The 15,948-nt window shown below is 35.1% G+C and carries 17 protein-coding genes; 2 read left to right on the top strand and 15 right to left on the bottom strand.

Annotated features, from left to right (window positions below; all coding sequences use genetic code 11):
• Positions 1-28: 28 nt before the first annotated feature.
• The 8 genes from BCF58_RS17040 to BCF58_RS17005 form a co-directional block, all read right to left on the bottom strand.
• On the bottom strand, positions 29-1,207 hold the full coding sequence (locus tag BCF58_RS17040; protein ID WP_228434827.1) for an MBL fold metallo-hydrolase: 1,179 nt from the start codon (positions 1,205-1,207) through the stop codon (positions 29-31).
• Between the two features lie 25 nt (positions 1,208-1,232).
• On the bottom strand, positions 1,233-1,886 hold the full coding sequence (locus tag BCF58_RS17035) for an NAD(P)-dependent oxidoreductase (RefSeq protein ID WP_121463032.1): 654 nt from the start codon (positions 1,884-1,886) through the stop codon (positions 1,233-1,235).
• A gap of 54 nt (positions 1,887-1,940) precedes the next feature.
• Entirely contained in the window at positions 1,941-2,351 is a 411-nt protein-coding gene (locus BCF58_RS17030; protein WP_121463031.1) for an Rrf2 family transcriptional regulator, read from the bottom strand.
• A 66-nt stretch (positions 2,352-2,417) separates the two neighbouring features.
• A complete protein-coding gene (locus tag BCF58_RS17025; RefSeq protein WP_121463030.1) occupies positions 2,418-3,368 on the bottom strand; it encodes a hypothetical protein in 951 nt (316 codons plus the stop codon).
• A gap of 139 nt (positions 3,369-3,507) precedes the next feature.
• Positions 3,508-3,942 carry an FKBP-type peptidyl-prolyl cis-trans isomerase gene (locus tag BCF58_RS17020; RefSeq protein WP_121463029.1) on the bottom strand — a complete coding sequence of 145 codons (435 nt, stop codon included), beginning with the start codon at positions 3,940-3,942 and terminating at the stop codon, positions 3,508-3,510.
• A gap of 38 nt (positions 3,943-3,980) precedes the next feature.
• Entirely contained in the window at positions 3,981-4,685 is a 705-nt protein-coding gene (locus tag BCF58_RS17015; RefSeq protein WP_121463028.1) for a LytR/AlgR family response regulator transcription factor, read from the bottom strand.
• Complete coding sequence (locus BCF58_RS17010) at positions 4,663-5,724, bottom strand: sensor histidine kinase (protein ID WP_121463027.1); 1,062 nt, start codon at positions 5,722-5,724, stop codon at positions 4,663-4,665. Before BCF58_RS17010 ends, BCF58_RS17015 begins: the two co-directional genes overlap by 23 nt.
• 97 nt (positions 5,725-5,821) lie before the next feature.
• The gene (locus tag BCF58_RS17005; protein ID WP_121463026.1) at positions 5,822-6,217 is read right to left on the bottom strand and encodes a DoxX family protein; all 396 of its coding nucleotides are present in this window, start codon (positions 6,215-6,217) and stop codon (positions 5,822-5,824) included.
• 131 nt (positions 6,218-6,348) lie between these two features.
• Between BCF58_RS17005 and BCF58_RS17000 the strand changes: the two genes are divergently transcribed.
• On the top strand, positions 6,349-7,353 hold the full coding sequence (locus BCF58_RS17000; protein ID WP_121463025.1) for a catalase family protein: 1,005 nt from the start codon (positions 6,349-6,351) through the stop codon (positions 7,351-7,353).
• Positions 7,354-7,402: 49 nt separating this feature from the next.
• On the opposite strand, the gene BCF58_RS16995 is transcribed toward BCF58_RS17000, so the two are convergent.
• From BCF58_RS16995 to BCF58_RS16965, 7 genes are all read right to left on the bottom strand, one after another.
• Entirely contained in the window at positions 7,403-8,425 is a 1,023-nt protein-coding gene (locus BCF58_RS16995) for a TerC family protein (protein ID WP_121463024.1), read from the bottom strand.
• Between the two features lie 85 nt (positions 8,426-8,510).
• The gene (locus BCF58_RS16990) at positions 8,511-9,119 is read right to left on the bottom strand and encodes a TerD family protein (protein WP_121463023.1); all 609 of its coding nucleotides are present in this window, start codon (positions 9,117-9,119) and stop codon (positions 8,511-8,513) included.
• Between the two features lie 53 nt (positions 9,120-9,172).
• Positions 9,173-10,117: a hypothetical protein gene (locus BCF58_RS16985; protein ID WP_147462076.1), complete on the bottom strand. Its 945-nt coding sequence runs from the start codon at positions 10,115-10,117 to the stop codon at positions 9,173-9,175.
• 12 nt (positions 10,118-10,129) lie between these two features.
• Positions 10,130-11,290, bottom strand: coding sequence for a toxic anion resistance protein (locus BCF58_RS16980; protein ID WP_185144856.1), 1,161 nt, complete (start codon positions 11,288-11,290; stop codon positions 10,130-10,132).
• A gap of 6 nt (positions 11,291-11,296) precedes the next feature.
• Positions 11,297-11,851 (bottom strand): TerD family protein, encoded by a 555-nt coding sequence (locus BCF58_RS16975; protein WP_121463021.1) that lies wholly within the window; start codon positions 11,849-11,851, stop codon positions 11,297-11,299.
• Positions 11,841-12,665 (bottom strand): phosphoribosyltransferase family protein, encoded by an 825-nt coding sequence (locus BCF58_RS16970; protein ID WP_121463020.1) that lies wholly within the window; start codon positions 12,663-12,665, stop codon positions 11,841-11,843. Before BCF58_RS16970 ends, BCF58_RS16975 begins: the two co-directional genes overlap by 11 nt.
• A 6-nt stretch (positions 12,666-12,671) precedes the next feature.
• Positions 12,672-13,337: an HAD family hydrolase gene (locus BCF58_RS16965; protein WP_121463019.1), complete on the bottom strand. Its 666-nt coding sequence runs from the start codon at positions 13,335-13,337 to the stop codon at positions 12,672-12,674.
• Positions 13,338-13,821: 484 nt separating this feature from the next.
• Between BCF58_RS16965 and fusA the strand changes: the two genes are divergently transcribed.
• A complete protein-coding gene (gene fusA / locus BCF58_RS16960) occupies positions 13,822-15,888 on the top strand; it encodes an elongation factor G (RefSeq protein ID WP_121463018.1) in 2,067 nt (688 codons plus the stop codon).
• Positions 15,889-15,948: the final 60 nt, after the last annotated feature.

The raw sequence follows: 15,948 nt of genomic DNA, 5'->3' as shown, positions 1-15,948 counted from the left end.
CAGCCGCCGAAATTTTTGATTACTCCTGTTATTTTATAAAATTCAATGTTCCCTTAAAGTGAAGGAATGAACCGTCGGTTCCGGCAATATTGGAGTAGACTACATGAGTGTTATAATCCTGAACATGAGTAACATTATCTCCTCTTTTGGATTCGTGCCAATAGACCATAAATACATTTTTGGCTACTTCTACAGCAGTGTATTCAACAGTGTCTGTAGCTCCTTTTAAAGCTCCTTCTGTGCCTACAAAAGTCATTGTTTTATTATCTTTAAAATCAATGATAAACTTCATTCCTCCTAAATCAGCCTCCACTTTTCGTCCAATCGCAGGATAAGGAGATTTCAAATCCCATTTCATTTCCCCAAAAAACACTTTTATGCCCATTCCCAATTCGTCTTTCCCGGGAAGATTTGGATATTTGCTCACCATGAACTTTATGGCATCCTCTGATGATTTATTTTCTGTCACTGCCTTTTTATAGTTTTCCAGATAATCTTTAACAAAATCTAAAGAGCTTGGGGAAATTGACGGCTTTACAAAGTGTGAAGGAACTACCTGCTTAGGCTGTAATGCTTTCATATCATTGATCTGACCGATCCATTGACCTATAGCTCTTTCATTTTGTGTATCTGCCATCCAAAGATGAGAATCTGTGGAAACAGAAATACCACCTACGATTGTTTTAATGGAAGGAATCCAAAGGAAACTATGAGCAGGATCTTCAGGGTTCTGTTTGATTTCTATTGCATTTCCTTCCAGATCAGGAATGGTGTTCACTGCTTCAGGAATGATGATTTCCGAAGGGGCATCTTCTTTCAGCCGGGGCTTCCAAACAGCCAGTTTATGATCTTTTGATGCTGAGATCAAATAAGCAGTCTGAGCTGTCGAAATAATTTTTGCTTTTGGAAATGCTTTTTTGATTACGCCAAGCCCAAAATAGAAATCCGGGTCGCTGTGAGAAATAAAAACAGTCGTTAGATTCTTTCCGGTTGCTTTTATTTCTTTAACCAACTCTTCTGCATATTGTTTCTGGAATTGAGCATCAATTAATATGGCATCTTTATCACCATAAATAATTGTTGAAGTAATAGGGAAAATGGCTTTTGTTCCCGGATTATAAACTTTGATTTTTAAGTTGCCTGCCAACAAAGCGCTTGTAAAACCGAGCAACCATAAAAGTGAGAATAATTTCTTTTTAAGCATCATTAAGTTATTCTGATTTAATGTTTTATTAATAAGCTGCGGTAAAACGTTCGCGGATGTGGTTATTCTGTTCCAATTCATCTACTAAAACAACGGCAACATCTTCTACAGAAAGAATGCTTCTTCCGTTTTCATCAAGTACCGGAGTCTCCAGAGAAGTTCTGTAATTTCCTGTTCTTGTTCCTACGTTGGCCTGATTCATTTCTATGGCCGGGCTGAAAAACGTCCAGTCTAATGTCTGGTTTTCTTTGATTTTGTTTAAATAATCCCTTGCTGCTGTTGCTCCCGGTTTGTATGCTTCAGGGAAATCCGGCGTGTCTACAATCTGGATATGATCCGGTGTATAAAGACTTCCTGCACCACCTACTACGATCAATCTTTTTACTCCTGACTTCTCTACTGCTTTTTCAATATTTTCAGATCCTGTAAGAAAATCCTGGTAAAGATTCGGATTCGTCCATCCTGCATTAAAGGTACTGATCACAGCATCATTTCCTTTTAGGCCTTCCGCAAGCTCCTCTACATTATTAATATCTATGCTTTTCGCGGTTACTTTTTCGTTCTGTTGAACTTTGGATGCATCTCTTACAATAGCCTGCACTTCATAGCCTCTGTTTTCTAATTCTTTTACAACATGCGAACCTACAAATCCTGTCGCACCAATTACTGCTACTTTTTTCATATTCTTTTATTTTTTAATTGTAATAATTTTTGTTACATTTATGGTTAAAAAAATTTACTCAAACTGATCGCTGAATTCCTTCAATGACTTATTCCCTAAAAAACTGACAACCAATTTATCGGTTTCGTCAAATAAAGTATTTAAATGGTCATTGATTTCTTTCCCAACACTACAAGCCGGATTCGGGTTCTGATTTTTTTTTCCTAAAACCTCAGTATTCTTTACAGCCGAATAAATGTCTGAAATACTGATGGATTCCGGATTTTTTGCAAGCATACTCCCGCCTTCTTTTCCCTGTCTGCTTATAATCAGGCCCGCTTCCCTCAAAACACTCATCTCTTTACGTACAATCGCCGGATTTATATTGATACTACCTGCAATCCACTCAGAAGTTAACCATTCCTGAGGGCTTTTTTCCAATAGTGTCATAATATGTATTGCCGTGGCAAATCTTGTATTGTTCATTGTAATTACCGGACAAGGTACAACAAATTTTTAAATGTAACAAATTTTATTACAATTAATTTTTTATTATAATATCAATCTGTCCAAATCCAATAGTAAATAATTGATATTCTGATTAATAGTTCTTGTAGCAGACTGCATCTGGTTGAGCATGGCAGCACGGTTATGGAGATCATCAGCCCTGTAAAAGCCTCCATCACTGAAAATAACAGACTGATCTGCTTTTAGCTTATTATCATCAAACTGATAATGAAGCCATCTTTCTCTCATATTTTGAATGATAGAATGTGATTCTTTGTTGGAGAATTTCTTTTCGGTGTACATATACCATATAAAAGGCGGGAAGTTAGGAGATTCGAGTTTTTCGCGCCAGATATCTCTTAAAAGGTTTCTTTGATGAATAAATTCTACTTTTTTACCTTTAGGATTCAAAGTCGCTAATCCAAAGCCGGCTCCCAAAGCTCCACCACTGATGTCTATGGCACTGCTCCAGCCCTCATCTTTTACTATTCCCCCGGCAATGGAAGCCGCAGCTCCGGCAACAATGGAATATAAGATCAGTTTATTATTCCTGGAGTCATTAAGATTATCCACATAATTCCCAATTTGCGCTACCCTCTCCCCTTCACAGTCAAATTCAGCGGCTACGGCATCCAGTTCCGTTAGGGCAATGGTAATTTTGCTGTTGATTTTACCTTTAAGCTGTAAGACTTTTACCTGGGAGGCAATGGAAGAGTCTTTTTTAAGCTCGATGATTTTATGAACTTCATCAAGGGTATCCAGTGCATTCAAGATCAGAATACTTTGATCTGAGAACAACCCTCTAAGCTCTGTGTTGGCAGCCAGGATGGAATCTGAATTATATGAAGGTATTTTATTGGTGTAATTATATTTAAACGGAGCTTTGCAATAACTGTCTTTCAGGGTAAGAATATTCTGTCTGATGGTCTGATTCTTTTTGGAAACACATGAAGTAAGCAGACTTAAGATAGCAACAAAGTAAAATAACTTTTTCATTCAATCTGATTTTGTTTACATGGATGATCATAAATCATCATAAAAGCAAAAGCTTTGTCAATTCATTATACTAATATAGTACAAATAAAAAAACTGGCCTGAGTTCAGGCCAGTTTTTAAGCTATATTTAAGGCAATTCTTATTTTATATCTAATAATTCCACTTCAAAAACCAGAGTACTGTTGGGCCCGATTTCTTTGCTGATTTGCTGATCTCCATAGGCTAAATGCGGAGGAATAATAAGTCTCCACTTACTTCCAACAGGCATAAGTTGAAGAGCTTCCGTCCATCCTTCGATCACTCTGTTTAAAGGAAAAGATGCAGGTGTGCCTTTTTTTACAGAGCTATCGAAAATTTTTCCGGCAATGGTTGTTCCGTGATAGTGGCATTTTACAGTGGATTTTGGACCGGGTTTTGGACCGTCTCCTTCAGTAATTATTTCATATTGCAAACCGCTTGGCAGCTGTACCACGCTTTCTCTTTTGCCATATTCTTCCATATAGGCTTTTCCTTCATTAAGGTTTTTTTCGGCCTGTTCTTTTTTACGTTTGGCTAACAAATCTGATACTCCCATTGTTAAATATTTTTACAAAGATAAGCTTAAAAATACATTTAGATTTTAATTTCCTTTATGATGTTTTTATAGGTTCTTCCTATTGGCAGTTTTTTATTATTGATTATTATTTCCGCCGCAGAAAAGCCTTCAATTTTTTTTAAGGAAACAATATAGGATTTATGAATGCGTATAAATCCGGAGGGACTCAACATATTTTCCATTTTGCTGATCGGCATTTTTACCGTGATGGATTCTTTCTTTGTGTGTACAGTAATATATTCCCGAAAGCTTTCAATATAATATATATCCTCAAGGTAAATTTTAAACTGTTTTTTTCTGATGGTAAGAAAAATATAGTCACTGTGAGTTGCTTCCAACAATGCTTCTTCAGCTTTCGCCAAGTGTCTGAATTTATTAAGTGCTGTCTGGAAGCGTTCATAAGAAACGGGTTTCATCAAATAATCCACAATATCAAAATCATAACCTTCCAATGCATATTCCTGATAGGCTGTAGTGACAATGGTAAATGGTGGATCATTTAATTTTTTTAAAAAGTCAAAACCTTTTATCACGGGAAGATTCATATCCAAAAACAGAAGATCAGGTTTATTGAATGATAATAAATTGGCAGCATGAACTGCATCCGAACATTTTCCTATGATCCTGAAATCATCATTCCGTAGGATATAATTCTCAATAATTTCTGCTGCAATGGGCTCGTCTTCTACAATAAGACAATTATATTTTTTCTGTAGTTCCATGAGTAAAGTGTATTTTCAAAACGACTGAATATTTTTCATTCCGGTTATCAATGATCAATGAATGATCCGGATATAAAATCTCCAATTGCCTTTTTATATTGGTCATTCCTATTTTGGTGGTTTCTTTTATATGGGTTTCTTTGGAGTTTTCAACGGTAAATAGCAAGGTTCCGTTTTTAAGCTTTATATCAATATAAATATATGCTCCTTGTAAGCTTTCTGATGCACCATGTTTAAAAGCATTTTCTATAAACTGTAATAAAATAAGAGGGGAAATTTCCTGAGAAGGATTGTCAATTTCTTCTGTACATCTCAGATCAAGATTTCTATATCTCAATTTTTGAATATCCAGAAAATCTTTCATATTATCAATATCCTTTGATATGGGGATATTATGAGTGGATTCATAGATATTAAACCGCATCATTTTAGAGAGTTTCAGAATAATATCCGGTGTTTCATCTGCTTTTTTCAAGGAAAGCCCATAAATATTATTAAGTGTATTGAAAAGAAAATGCGGGTTGATCTGGGCTTTTAGAAATTTAATTTCATTATGGTATTTTTCAGTTTTAATATCATTAAGGTGTTTTTGAAGCTCTATTTGCTGTCTGGATTTCTCAAAACCAAATCCAAGAGCAATGGCAAAAATAATATTCATCACCGCATTGAAAATTCCGAATTGGGAAAATCTGGAAATATCTTCTTCAATTCCATAAATAACAGGATAAACAAAATCGTGACAAATCAGCCTGAATAATATGATTCCTACAATAATAACGAGTATTGTTGCCGCAATTTTTTTCCATACCGAATTAAATATGGAGAATTTCCCATCGGCAATAGCCAGAAAAAGATAAAAACATGGGATCTCCGAGAACAAAAAACAAAACTCAGATAATACCGAGTAATAAAATATCACCGGTTTTGAGAGAGACAATTGCTTAAGTGCTTCCAAAAGGTAGGCAAACTCTGCGTGGATCTCTAACAGGAAATAAAATATCCAAAAATAGATATGATGTTTTAATTGATGGGTATTCATTGGATAAAGCTAAAAAAATTGCTCCAATTATGATGGAGCAAAATTCTTCATTCATAGAATGTTATATCCTAAAAATCTACTAACAGTCTGTTATCATCTACAAAACATTCTTTTTTCTGAAATGAAGAGGCCCTTTCGGGAATGCAATACTCAGGAAACACATGATAAGAAGGAAACTGAACTCAACACCATTTCTGCCTCCGCCAACTACAAACCAGCCCTCCTTACCATGTATCAATATAATACCGACTATGAAAATCATGATATTGGCAATTGCCGTAACTTTTAAGAATCTATTTGCCAATAAAGGAATCACTGAAAAAAGATGGATTAATTTGATTGTCCAGGCCAAATAAATCCCCCATGGAGAAAATCCTATACCATCCAGGTAATCTTTTCCAAAACTGTTGATATCACCACTTATGATAGAGGGTACACTATGCATAATCAATATGAAAGCCAATGAAAACCTTAGTAAAATTGTATTCTCCATAAATAATAAGATTTCATTATTCAAAAGTATTCATTAGAACCACGTTATGTTAACAATTTCGATAAACTACAGTTAACTGTCTATTAATATTCAAAAGTTATATTTGGCTTTATAATTGAATTGAAAAATATATGACAGATCATGCTTTAAAATATAATAGAGCCTTTGATGAGTTAACAGATGAAGAGAGAAAGCTTCTTGAAATTAATAAAAAAAGTATCGCGGATTTTGTTGAACAATCATCTTCTTTAAGCGACGTACATTATGCCACCAGAAATGCGCACGCCAAAACATATGCAGTTGCTGAAGGACAATTCATTGTAAATAAAGATATCCCTGATGAATTAATATCTTTCTTCGACAAAGAAAAGTTTGATCTTATCATACGGTTTTCTAATGCCCACCTGAAAATTCAGAGGAATAAAAGAGATATTCCCGCATATGGTTTTTCTGTAAAAATTAAAGATGAAACCGGAGGCACGCTTGCCAATTATCCGTTGGTTAATTTCCCATTATTTCCAATAAATTCAGTAAGTACTTTTTTGAAAATATTTACATCCGTCAACAGATTGATGACTAAAAAACTGAGCAGTCTGTTGCCGTTGATCATACAGAGTTTGAAAACTCTCCCATCTTTCTTTACCTTGTCTTTTATGAAGAATACTTTGCAATTCATCCGTAAGAGGAAAGATTTTATTTTATCCTTTGGCTATTTCTCTGTCGGTGCTTATCGATTAGGAGAAAATATGATTAAAATAAAGCTGAAACCGGTAGGCATAGATAAAGATTTTGGAAAAGGAACGAGCATAAAAGAATCGATGACCGGATATTTCGCCTCCCATAATTATACTGCAGAAGTTTTTATTCAGGTTTGCTATAACATACAAGATCAGCCGATCAACCGGCTGAATGTTGAATGGAAAAACTCGCCTTTCATTAAAGTCGGAGAAATCAAGATCGAAAAGAATTCCTTACTCAATCCCAATGCCTGTGAAAATGAAATGCTATCATTTAATCCTTTTGAAAGCAAATCTTTATTCCAACCTGTCGGCAAAATACAGAAGCTCCGCGATGAAGCTTATAAAGTCTCCATGCAAACAAGGTTAAAGATCAATAAACTCTTGAAATACAAATAAAAAGGCTTTACAAAAATGTAAAGCCTTTTTATTTGTATTTTATTTTCCGTTACTCTTTATCTCCTGTCACTTTTTCAGGGAACATGATCGATAAAAGAACCGATATCAGCAATACTCCACCTACGATTCCTAACGAAACTGGCGATGAAATATGAATCCACGGGGCGATTAACATTTTAACCCCGATAAAAGCCAGGATAATAGCCAGACCATACGGCAACTTGCTAAACATATGAATAAAGTTAGCCAGCAAGAAATATAGAGATCTAAGCCCCAGAATAGCAAAAATATTTGAGGTATAAAGGATGAAAGGATCATTTGAAATGGCAAAAATCGCCGGAATGGAATCTACCGCAAAAAGAACGTCCGTAAATTCGATAACTCCTACGACTACCAAAAGAGGGGTTGCCATTTTGATCCCATTCTGGACCGTGAAAAATTTATCCCCATCATAATTATCGGAAACTTTCCAGAAGCTTTTGATCAGTTTAGCTCCCGGCGTATCTCCAAAGTCTTCATTATCATCATCCTGGCCTTCTCCCCACGATTTGATTCCAGCATACACTAAAAACAATCCGAAAAGGGTCATTACGATATTGATCTTTACCGGCTCTCCAAACACATTCATCTCAGGCAGATAGGTCAGATTAATCAAGCCGATTCCTGCAAAAATAAAGATAGCCCTGAATATCAGTGCCCCGATGATTCCCCAGAATAAAACCTTATGGTGAAGATGTTTGGGAACTTTAAAGAACCCGAAAACCAGAATAAATACAAATAAATTATCTACCGAAAGGGCTTTTTCTATCCAATAGGCAGCCTGATACTGCGTGAATTTCTCCACGGCAAGCTCATGGCCTTCAGCCTGATTAAACACCCAATAAACAACTCCTGAAAATACCATGGACAATGAAATCCATACTACAGACCAGATCGTGGCTTCTTTAGAAGATACTTCATGACTTTTTTTATTGAAAACCCCTAAATCCAGGAGCAACATAATGACGACCGTTATAGCAAATCCCCACACCAAACCGGGATGCAGATCCAAGATACTTTGACTTTGTTCCACTTTAATAGTTATTATTTATATTACAAAAGCAATAGCTGTAATAACAGATATTGCCACTTTACATTATTTTAGATTGTATAAATTCTTACAAATATTTTTGCTGAACCGTCTGAATGGTTTCCTGCAATTTTTTATCCGTAGTAGGATCTCCAATAGCGTTGAATTTCCATTCTCCGTTTCTCTTATAAAACACTCCCATTACCATAGCAACATGACCTTTGAAAGAAGCATCATTCGCTATATCATATTTTGCAAAAACTTCCCTTACATTGGTTGGAGAACCTTCATAAATACGGATGGAAGCAAAAGGGATTGTTCCGAAATCCTGTCCTTTATAGCTGTTCAGAACCATTGCCACATGCTCTACATTAGGTTCAAGCTGGCTAAAGTCTACCGTGATTACTTCATTATCCAATCCGTCATCCCCGTTCACATCTCCTGTTAAGTCATCTCCGCTATGTTTTACAGATCCGTTTTTAGATTTCAGGTTTCCAAAATAAATTATTTCAGTAGCATTTTTGTTTGAATCATATAAAATACAGCTTCCATCCAGATCCACTGCTTCTCTTTTTGTTCCAAAGAGTCCCTTTTTTTCAATAGCCCCCCAGTTTATTCCTACACAAGCCTGCGTAAGAGCCGTCCCGTTTTCTTTTGTCAGGTTAATTCTTTGACCTTTTTGTAAATTAATAGCCATTTTTTTTATGTTTTTATTATTATTTTCTTAGGCAAAATTTGTTTTGCTTTTCATTAATTATTTATATTCAGATTAAGCATGGCACGCAAAATATTTGTTTCTTCATTCACATCAAATATTTGGTTCATGATATCAATATTCTCCAGATTCCGTAAATAGTCCTTCAAAACGGAATCAACCTTATCGGGCAGTGTACGTTTCCTTTCGTGGATAGTTTCCTCCAGCTCTTCGTTTTTTCTCTTCAGCTGATTGATGATTGAGATCTGATTGGATTCATTTTCCGAAGTATTGAGATAAGACAATTCATCGTCAATCAGATACAGTTTTTTCTCTTCAACGTTGAATATAAAATGTTCGTCAGACTGAAATATTCTGAATAATTCATATTCATTCCTGTCGATCCGGAAACCACATACAAAACGGACTTTGAAATTCTGTATATTGAGCTTACCCAATAACTTTCTTTCTATGGAATAATCCTGATACTGATAAGAAGGAACCGGGTGAGATTTCAGTTTTGTTTCATCCGCTTCTGTTCTGTAAAACTCTGCCGCATATTTTTTTTGAAAATATAGAACATCATTCCAGTTCAGGGTAAATTTATCCTCCGTAAGGTCTTTATATAATGCCTTCAAATGCTGGGAAAATGTACCACTATACATTTTCCTGTCAATTTCAAAACTATCTACTTTCTTTTCTTCAAAGGCGGAAATATACTGGTTATTGACATTAATTTCATTGATGACAGCCAATAGATCCGTTTCTTTTTTCTTCTTAATCTTATTCAGCAACTCTATAAGGCTGTCTGTATATTGCAGATGAAAAAGCTCCAGCTTATTATAATCCAATGTCTTGTTTTCTTCAAATAACTTATGTATAATATCCGTTTTAATATAAATCGATATTATATCAACATTTTCAAAGAAATTCGAAAGAAGTTTAAGCTTCGTTAATCTTCTTTTGCTTTGAGACATTATGCTTACAGCTTCTTCATTCACTTGTATACTGTATTAACCTCTGATATTTGCTTTTAATTCGTGTTCCAGTGTTTGCAGGTCCTGATCCAGTTTTCTTCTATTTTCTGCACCTTGTTTCTGGATTTGTTTCACTTCATTCAACGTATTGATCAGCATAGTGGTTGTTTCTCTCAATGTTTCGGCAGATACAATGGTTTGTTCATTAGCTTTTGCCACATTTCTTGAGTTCTGTCCCAGACGTTCCGCATTCTTTCTTAAAATCTCTTCTGTTGTGGAAGATACTTTCTGTTGAATTTCAATATTCTGCTGTTGCCTGTACATGGCTACTGCCAATGAAAGCTGATTTTTCCAAACCGGTAATGTTGTGGTAAGAATCGTTTGGGCTTTTTCAGCAATGGAAACATTATTATTTTGCACCAGCCTGATTTGCGGAAGAGACTGCATCATGATCAGACGAACTACTTTAAGATCTGCCATTCTTCTGTCTAATCTTGCTATGAAATCCCTTTTATCAGCAATCTGATAATCGGCATAATTCTGTGCATTGGCTTCCATTTCGGCAAGTTCCTGCCCGGCTTTTTCCATTCTTAGATTTCCTGCAATCACAAGATCTTCTATTTGTTTGATGGAATTGATATTGCTGTCGAAAATCGTCTGTAAAACTGCATTATCTTTAGAAGAAGTAATAATCCCGGCGTTTACTTTATGTGAAATCTGATCAATATTATTTACGATCTTATCATATTTCGCAAAAAGATTTTCCACCTGTGTCATTACTTTTTTCATGAATGGCAATCTGCTCAGAAATCCCTTTACTTTATTGGTGTTATTCAATTCATCAACATCAACATAGTTGAGCTCTACCAATAAATTATTGATCAGTTCTCCAACTTCTCCCGAGTTTGATCGTCTTACATTTCCTAAGAAGCTGTCGCTCTGGTTAGCCAGTGTTTTCTGCAGATCCGAACCAAAATTCACAATGGATCCCGGATTGGTTTCATCAATAGAATTAGCAAGAGCCTCATATCGCTGACGCTCTTCTTCCTGGATCTGGGTAAGGTTTACATTTCCGTCTCTGTCTACAAGAACCGGAACAGCACCTTGAGCAGGCTGGCTTGGCTGAGCGGGTTCAAATGTTTTAAGAGGTTCAATTGATCCAAGTGGATCAATGGGTTGATTGGGTTGATTATCCATGATTAATTATTGATAGATTTCTACAAATTTCTCTAGTCCTTCTCTTTGTCCGCTTCCTACAGCTTCAAATTTCCATTCCCCGTTTCTGTTGTAGATTCTTCCAAATTCTACAGCTGTTTCGATAGAGAAATCCTCATCCAATTCATATTTTAAAAGTTCTTCATTGGTATCCGGATTAAAAATCCTGATGAAAGAGTTTCTTACCTGTCCGAAATTTTGTTTTCTGGCATCCGCATCATGAATTGTCACCACAATGGTGATTTCCTTTATTGCAGAATCAATTTTAGTAAGATCAATCTTAATTTGCTCGTCATCTCCTGCTCCGTCACCTGTTAAGTTATCTCCTGAATGAATCACAGCCTTATCCGGCGACTCAAGATTATTATAAAAAACAAAATGACTATCCGAAACCAACTTTTTATTTTCCCCCAATAAAAACAGGGATGCATCCAAATCGAACGCAGTTCCAGTAGAAGTATTATTGATATCCCATCCTAAACCTACTATAAATTTAGGTGCATTTATATTTTCTCTTTGTCCTTTCTGTAAATTAATAGCCATAGTATAGTTCTGTTTGTGTTAATGTATTTATATTATTTTCGTATTCTTTTATTAAATGATAATTATTACTGATCGCCAATTCCAATAAATGATCCATCTGCTCCTTTTTTACTTTAGACGAAAGATATTCAAATTTACTTGATTCTAACCCTAAAATATATTTTACGATCCTTGTATTAAACTGAAAACTGGGTCTTACCATTACTTCAGCAATATGATCAATATTTTTCACTGCATAGTAATTGAAAAAATTCTCAATTTTAGGATCAATATCAAAATTCATAAGCTCAGCATAATACAGAAACACAAAATCTGCTTTTACATCATATTCGTTAAGAATTTTATGAACGGTAAATTCATGGCTGCCTGTAATTTTGATATCGTCTATAAAAATACAAAGTTTTCCTCTTAAAAAATCCTTATCAATATAATAGGTGTCATTGGCAATCAGATTTTTACGATCCTCAAAATTAAGATTCCCATAATCTGTAATATAAGTATGATTACGATTGATTTTTGATAAGATACTGGTTTTTTTTCCTTTTTGGAATAAATAGAAATCCAGTTGTTTTTTAAAATAGAAACATAAAAAATTGGAAGCTGTAGGAATCGCCATATAAGGACTTGGCAACACTACAATTTCTTTATTTGTATGTAAAAGGTCTTCATTTTCAGAAATAAATCCGTCAAACAGTTCTTTTGCAAATTTTTCCGCATACGACTTATCGCCATATTTGAAATAGCTGTATTCCGCAGGCGAAAAAGTGAATTCATCCGCCGAATGAATGTGGTGTAAGCTGTATCTCCTATTCATGTTGATTTAGTGTTTAAGTAAGTGTGCGTTGAAACCAAAGTTCTTTGCGCCATGATAATCAGCAATCAGATTATCCCCGATATGTAAAACCTGGCTCATGGCAAGATTTTCTTTGATGTTATTTTTAACCTCCTGAAAAATAAGGGGATTGGGTTTTGAGCAATTCATCTCATCCGAATAAATATGGAAATCAATATATTGATCCAGATTTTCTCCCATCAGAAATTTCCTCATTGTTTTGCCTTTGATAAATCCTGTATTGCTTAAGATATTAATTGTTTTTCCCTGATTTTTGATTTCGTCAAAAAACTGATGTAAATTTTCAAAAATCACAATAGGTCTGTATTCCAGAAAAAGATCTTCGCTTTTCTGATAAAATTCGTTTAATTTTTCTTTATTTACCTCTTTTACATTAATGTTCAGTGCACTTAAAATCAATAAATAAATTTCAAAAGTATCAATATTCCCGCCAATTACTTCATTGATTGTATTACACAAATCATCATAATATTTTACAACCTTCGTAATTTCTTCAGTTGGTTTATCAATGTTGAAAAATGAGGTGAACAGCTCAACTCTTTTTGCTTTAAATTCAGGATGAGATTTGATTAAGGTAAGCCACAGGTCAAAAGAAAAATGACAGTGGTTGTGAATGTCGATATCTGTTTTCAAAATGTTACAAGTTAAAAGTTTTATTTAGCTCTTTCTTGAAAAAGATTTATTTTTTTATCATTAGTTTTTAATTGAATCATTCAATAGATTCCAAAGATAGAATTTTTAAAATTAATGCATGAATATCATACTCAGTTTTAAGATATTTTATGATTCATCTCAATTCGTTGATTTAAATTCTGAAAAATATAAATTCACAGAAATATTCCAAAAATTTTTGACAATAAAAAAAAATCTCTAATTTCGCACCGACTAAAAATCAACAATGTCAACAAAAATGATAAATATTATTACAGTAAGCAATCCTATCAGAGCGGTGTACTTTGGTAGCACTAATTATTTATCTGAATAACATAGATCTTTATTTACAAAATATATGGAAGACCTATCTGTTCAGATAGGTCTTTTTTGCTACCCTATTTCCAGGTTTTAACATCAGGGCTTCATACAGAAGTCCAAATTATCAATATTTAAATACAAAAACATGAAATACAACACACGAAATATAGGGATTATAGCACACGTAGATGCAGGAAAAACAACTTTAACGGAAAGATTGCTTTACTACACCGGATTAATTCATAAGATCGGAAATGTAGACGAAGGAAATACCACTATGGATAAAGATATCCAGGAAAAAAACCGTGGAATCACCATTTCTTCCGCAGCTATCTCCACTCAATGGAAAAAGGATCAGAATGTCTGTAATATCAATATTATTGATACTCCCGGACACATTGATTTTGCGGTAGAAGTTGAACGTTCATTAAGGGTTTTGGACAGCGTTGTTGCAGTATTTTGTGCTTCTTCGGGAGTACAGCCACAGACAGAAAATGTATGGTTCCAAGCTGAGAAACACGGAATTTCAAAAATCTGCTTCATCAATAAAATGGACAGGATCGGAGCAGATTTCTTTGCAGTTGTTAAGGAAATTCAGACAAAATTGAATGCCGTTCCTTTGGCTTTACAAATCCCAATAGGGGCCGAAGATAACTTTGAAGGAGTGATTGATCTGATCAGACAAAAAGCTTTATACTGGACAGATGAAACCGGTGAAACCATTGCTGAAAAAGAAATTCCGGAAAATTATAAAATGGAAGCTGAGCAATACAGAGTAAAATTAATGGAAACTCTTGCAGAATCTGATGAGATTTTCCTGGACATTTTCCTCGATTCTCAAAATGAGATTTCAGAAGAAATGATTATTGAAAGCATCCAAAGAAATTGCCGCTCAAGGGCTGTTGTTCCTGTTTTATGCGGATCTGCCTTTAAAAATAAAGGAGTTCAGCCTTTGCTTGATGCTATTGTCACTTATCTGCCTTCACCGGATCAGTTGCCTTTAATACAAGGAAAGAATACCGTTACTGAAGAAGATATTGAAATAGCAAGAAATGCAGAAGAGATTTTTTCAGGACTGGTTTTCAAGGTAATGATCGATAAGCATATGGGTAAACTGGCCATGTTGAGAATCTATTCCGGAAGAATACAATCCGGAGATACCATTCTGAATGTAAGAACCTGTGAAAGCTTCAGGGTTTCGAGGATTCTGAAGATGCAGTCTGACAAGACCTTATCCGTTGATGAAGGAAAAGCCGGAGATATCGTGGCTTTAACGGGGATAAAAGATGCTAAAACAGGAGATTCATTATGTCCAGTGGAAAAACCTGTGCTATTGGAATCCATCACAATTCCTGCGCCGGTTATCAGGGTTTCCATTGAACCCAAAACCAATCAGGATGAGAAATCTTTCGGTTTGGTTTTGTCTAAAATTCAGGAAGAAGATCCTTCATTAGTTGTTGAAAGAGATTCTCAAACCGGGGAAACTTTATTGAGCGGTTTAGGTGAATTGCATCTCGAAGTAACTTTGGAAAAAATACGTCTGAATTATGGAATTGAAGTTAATCAGGGAGAACCTAAAGTTTCTTATAAGGAAATTTTAACGGAGACCAGAATTCATCGTGAAAAGCTGGTAAAGCAAGGTGGAGGAAGCGGACATTTTGCCGACATCACTTTTGAAATAGGACCGAAAGAAAATAATGATGCAGGGCTTGAATTCATTAACCGGATTAAAGGAGGTGTGATTCCGGGTGAATTTATTCCTTATATTGAAAAAGGGTTCAGGGAAGCCATGGAAAATGGTCCATTGAAGGGCTATCCGTTAGAGAGCATGAAGATCACCCTTTTTGACGGATCTACTCATGTTCAGGATTCTTCAGCTTATGATTTTGAAATGGCGGCAAGAGACGGTTTCAGAGCAGCAGCCAAAGAATGTAAGCCGAAATTTTTAGAACCGATCATGCAGGTCGAAATTCAAAGTATCGAGGAATATACTGGCGTGATAACCGCTGACATCAATAAGAGAAGAGGAATCATCACTTCCATTGATGAAAGATCAGGGAGAAAAATTTTCACCGCAGAAGTTCCTCTAGCTTCCACTTTCGGATATATTTCCGATTTGAGAACATTAACAAGCGGCAGGGCTTCCATCAGCATGAAATTATCGCATTATGCCTTAGTGCCTGATTTCGTTATCAATGCATTAGTAACCTAAAAAACAAGGGCTGTAAAAATAATTACAGTCCTTGTTGGTTATTATCATTTCTTTAAAATT

It is taken from the genome of Chryseobacterium defluvii, assembly GCF_003634775.1.
GTDB lineage: Bacteria > Bacteroidota > Bacteroidia > Flavobacteriales > Weeksellaceae > Chryseobacterium > Chryseobacterium defluvii.
Note: the sequence above shows the minus strand (reverse complement) of the source record. Positions and strands in the feature narration are given on the sequence as shown.

Coding starts and splice junctions, on each gene's coding strand:
- BCF58_RS17040 (WP_228434827.1), bottom strand. CDS start 1,207: ATGATGCTTAAAAAGAAATTATTCTCACTTTTATGGTTGCTCGGTTTT.
- BCF58_RS17035 (WP_121463032.1), bottom strand. CDS start 1,886: ATGAAAAAAGTAGCAGTAATTGGTGCGACAGGATTTGTAGGTTCGCAT.
- BCF58_RS17030 (WP_121463031.1), bottom strand. CDS start 2,351: ATGAACAATACAAGATTTGCCACGGCAATACATATTATGACACTATTG.
- BCF58_RS17025 (WP_121463030.1), bottom strand. CDS start 3,368: ATGAAAAAGTTATTTTACTTTGTTGCTATCTTAAGTCTGCTTACTTCA.
- BCF58_RS17020 (WP_121463029.1), bottom strand. CDS start 3,942: ATGGGAGTATCAGATTTGTTAGCCAAACGTAAAAAAGAACAGGCCGAA.
- BCF58_RS17015 (WP_121463028.1), bottom strand. CDS start 4,685: ATGGAACTACAGAAAAAATATAATTGTCTTATTGTAGAAGACGAGCCC.
- BCF58_RS17010 (WP_121463027.1), bottom strand. CDS start 5,724: ATGAATACCCATCAATTAAAACATCATATCTATTTTTGGATATTTTAT.
- BCF58_RS17005 (WP_121463026.1), bottom strand. CDS start 6,217: ATGGAGAATACAATTTTACTAAGGTTTTCATTGGCTTTCATATTGATT.
- BCF58_RS17000 (WP_121463025.1), top strand. CDS start 6,349: ATGACAGATCATGCTTTAAAATATAATAGAGCCTTTGATGAGTTAACA.
- BCF58_RS16990 (WP_121463023.1), bottom strand. CDS start 9,119: ATGGCTATTAATTTACAAAAAGGTCAAAGAATTAACCTGACAAAAGAA.
- BCF58_RS16980 (WP_185144856.1), bottom strand. CDS start 11,290: ATGGATAATCAACCCAATCAACCCATTGATCCACTTGGATCAATTGAA.
- BCF58_RS16975 (WP_121463021.1), bottom strand. CDS start 11,851: ATGGCTATTAATTTACAGAAAGGACAAAGAGAAAATATAAATGCACCT.
- BCF58_RS16970 (WP_121463020.1), bottom strand. CDS start 12,665: ATGAATAGGAGATACAGCTTACACCACATTCATTCGGCGGATGAATTC.
- fusA (WP_121463018.1), top strand. CDS start 13,822: ATGAAATACAACACACGAAATATAGGGATTATAGCACACGTAGATGCA.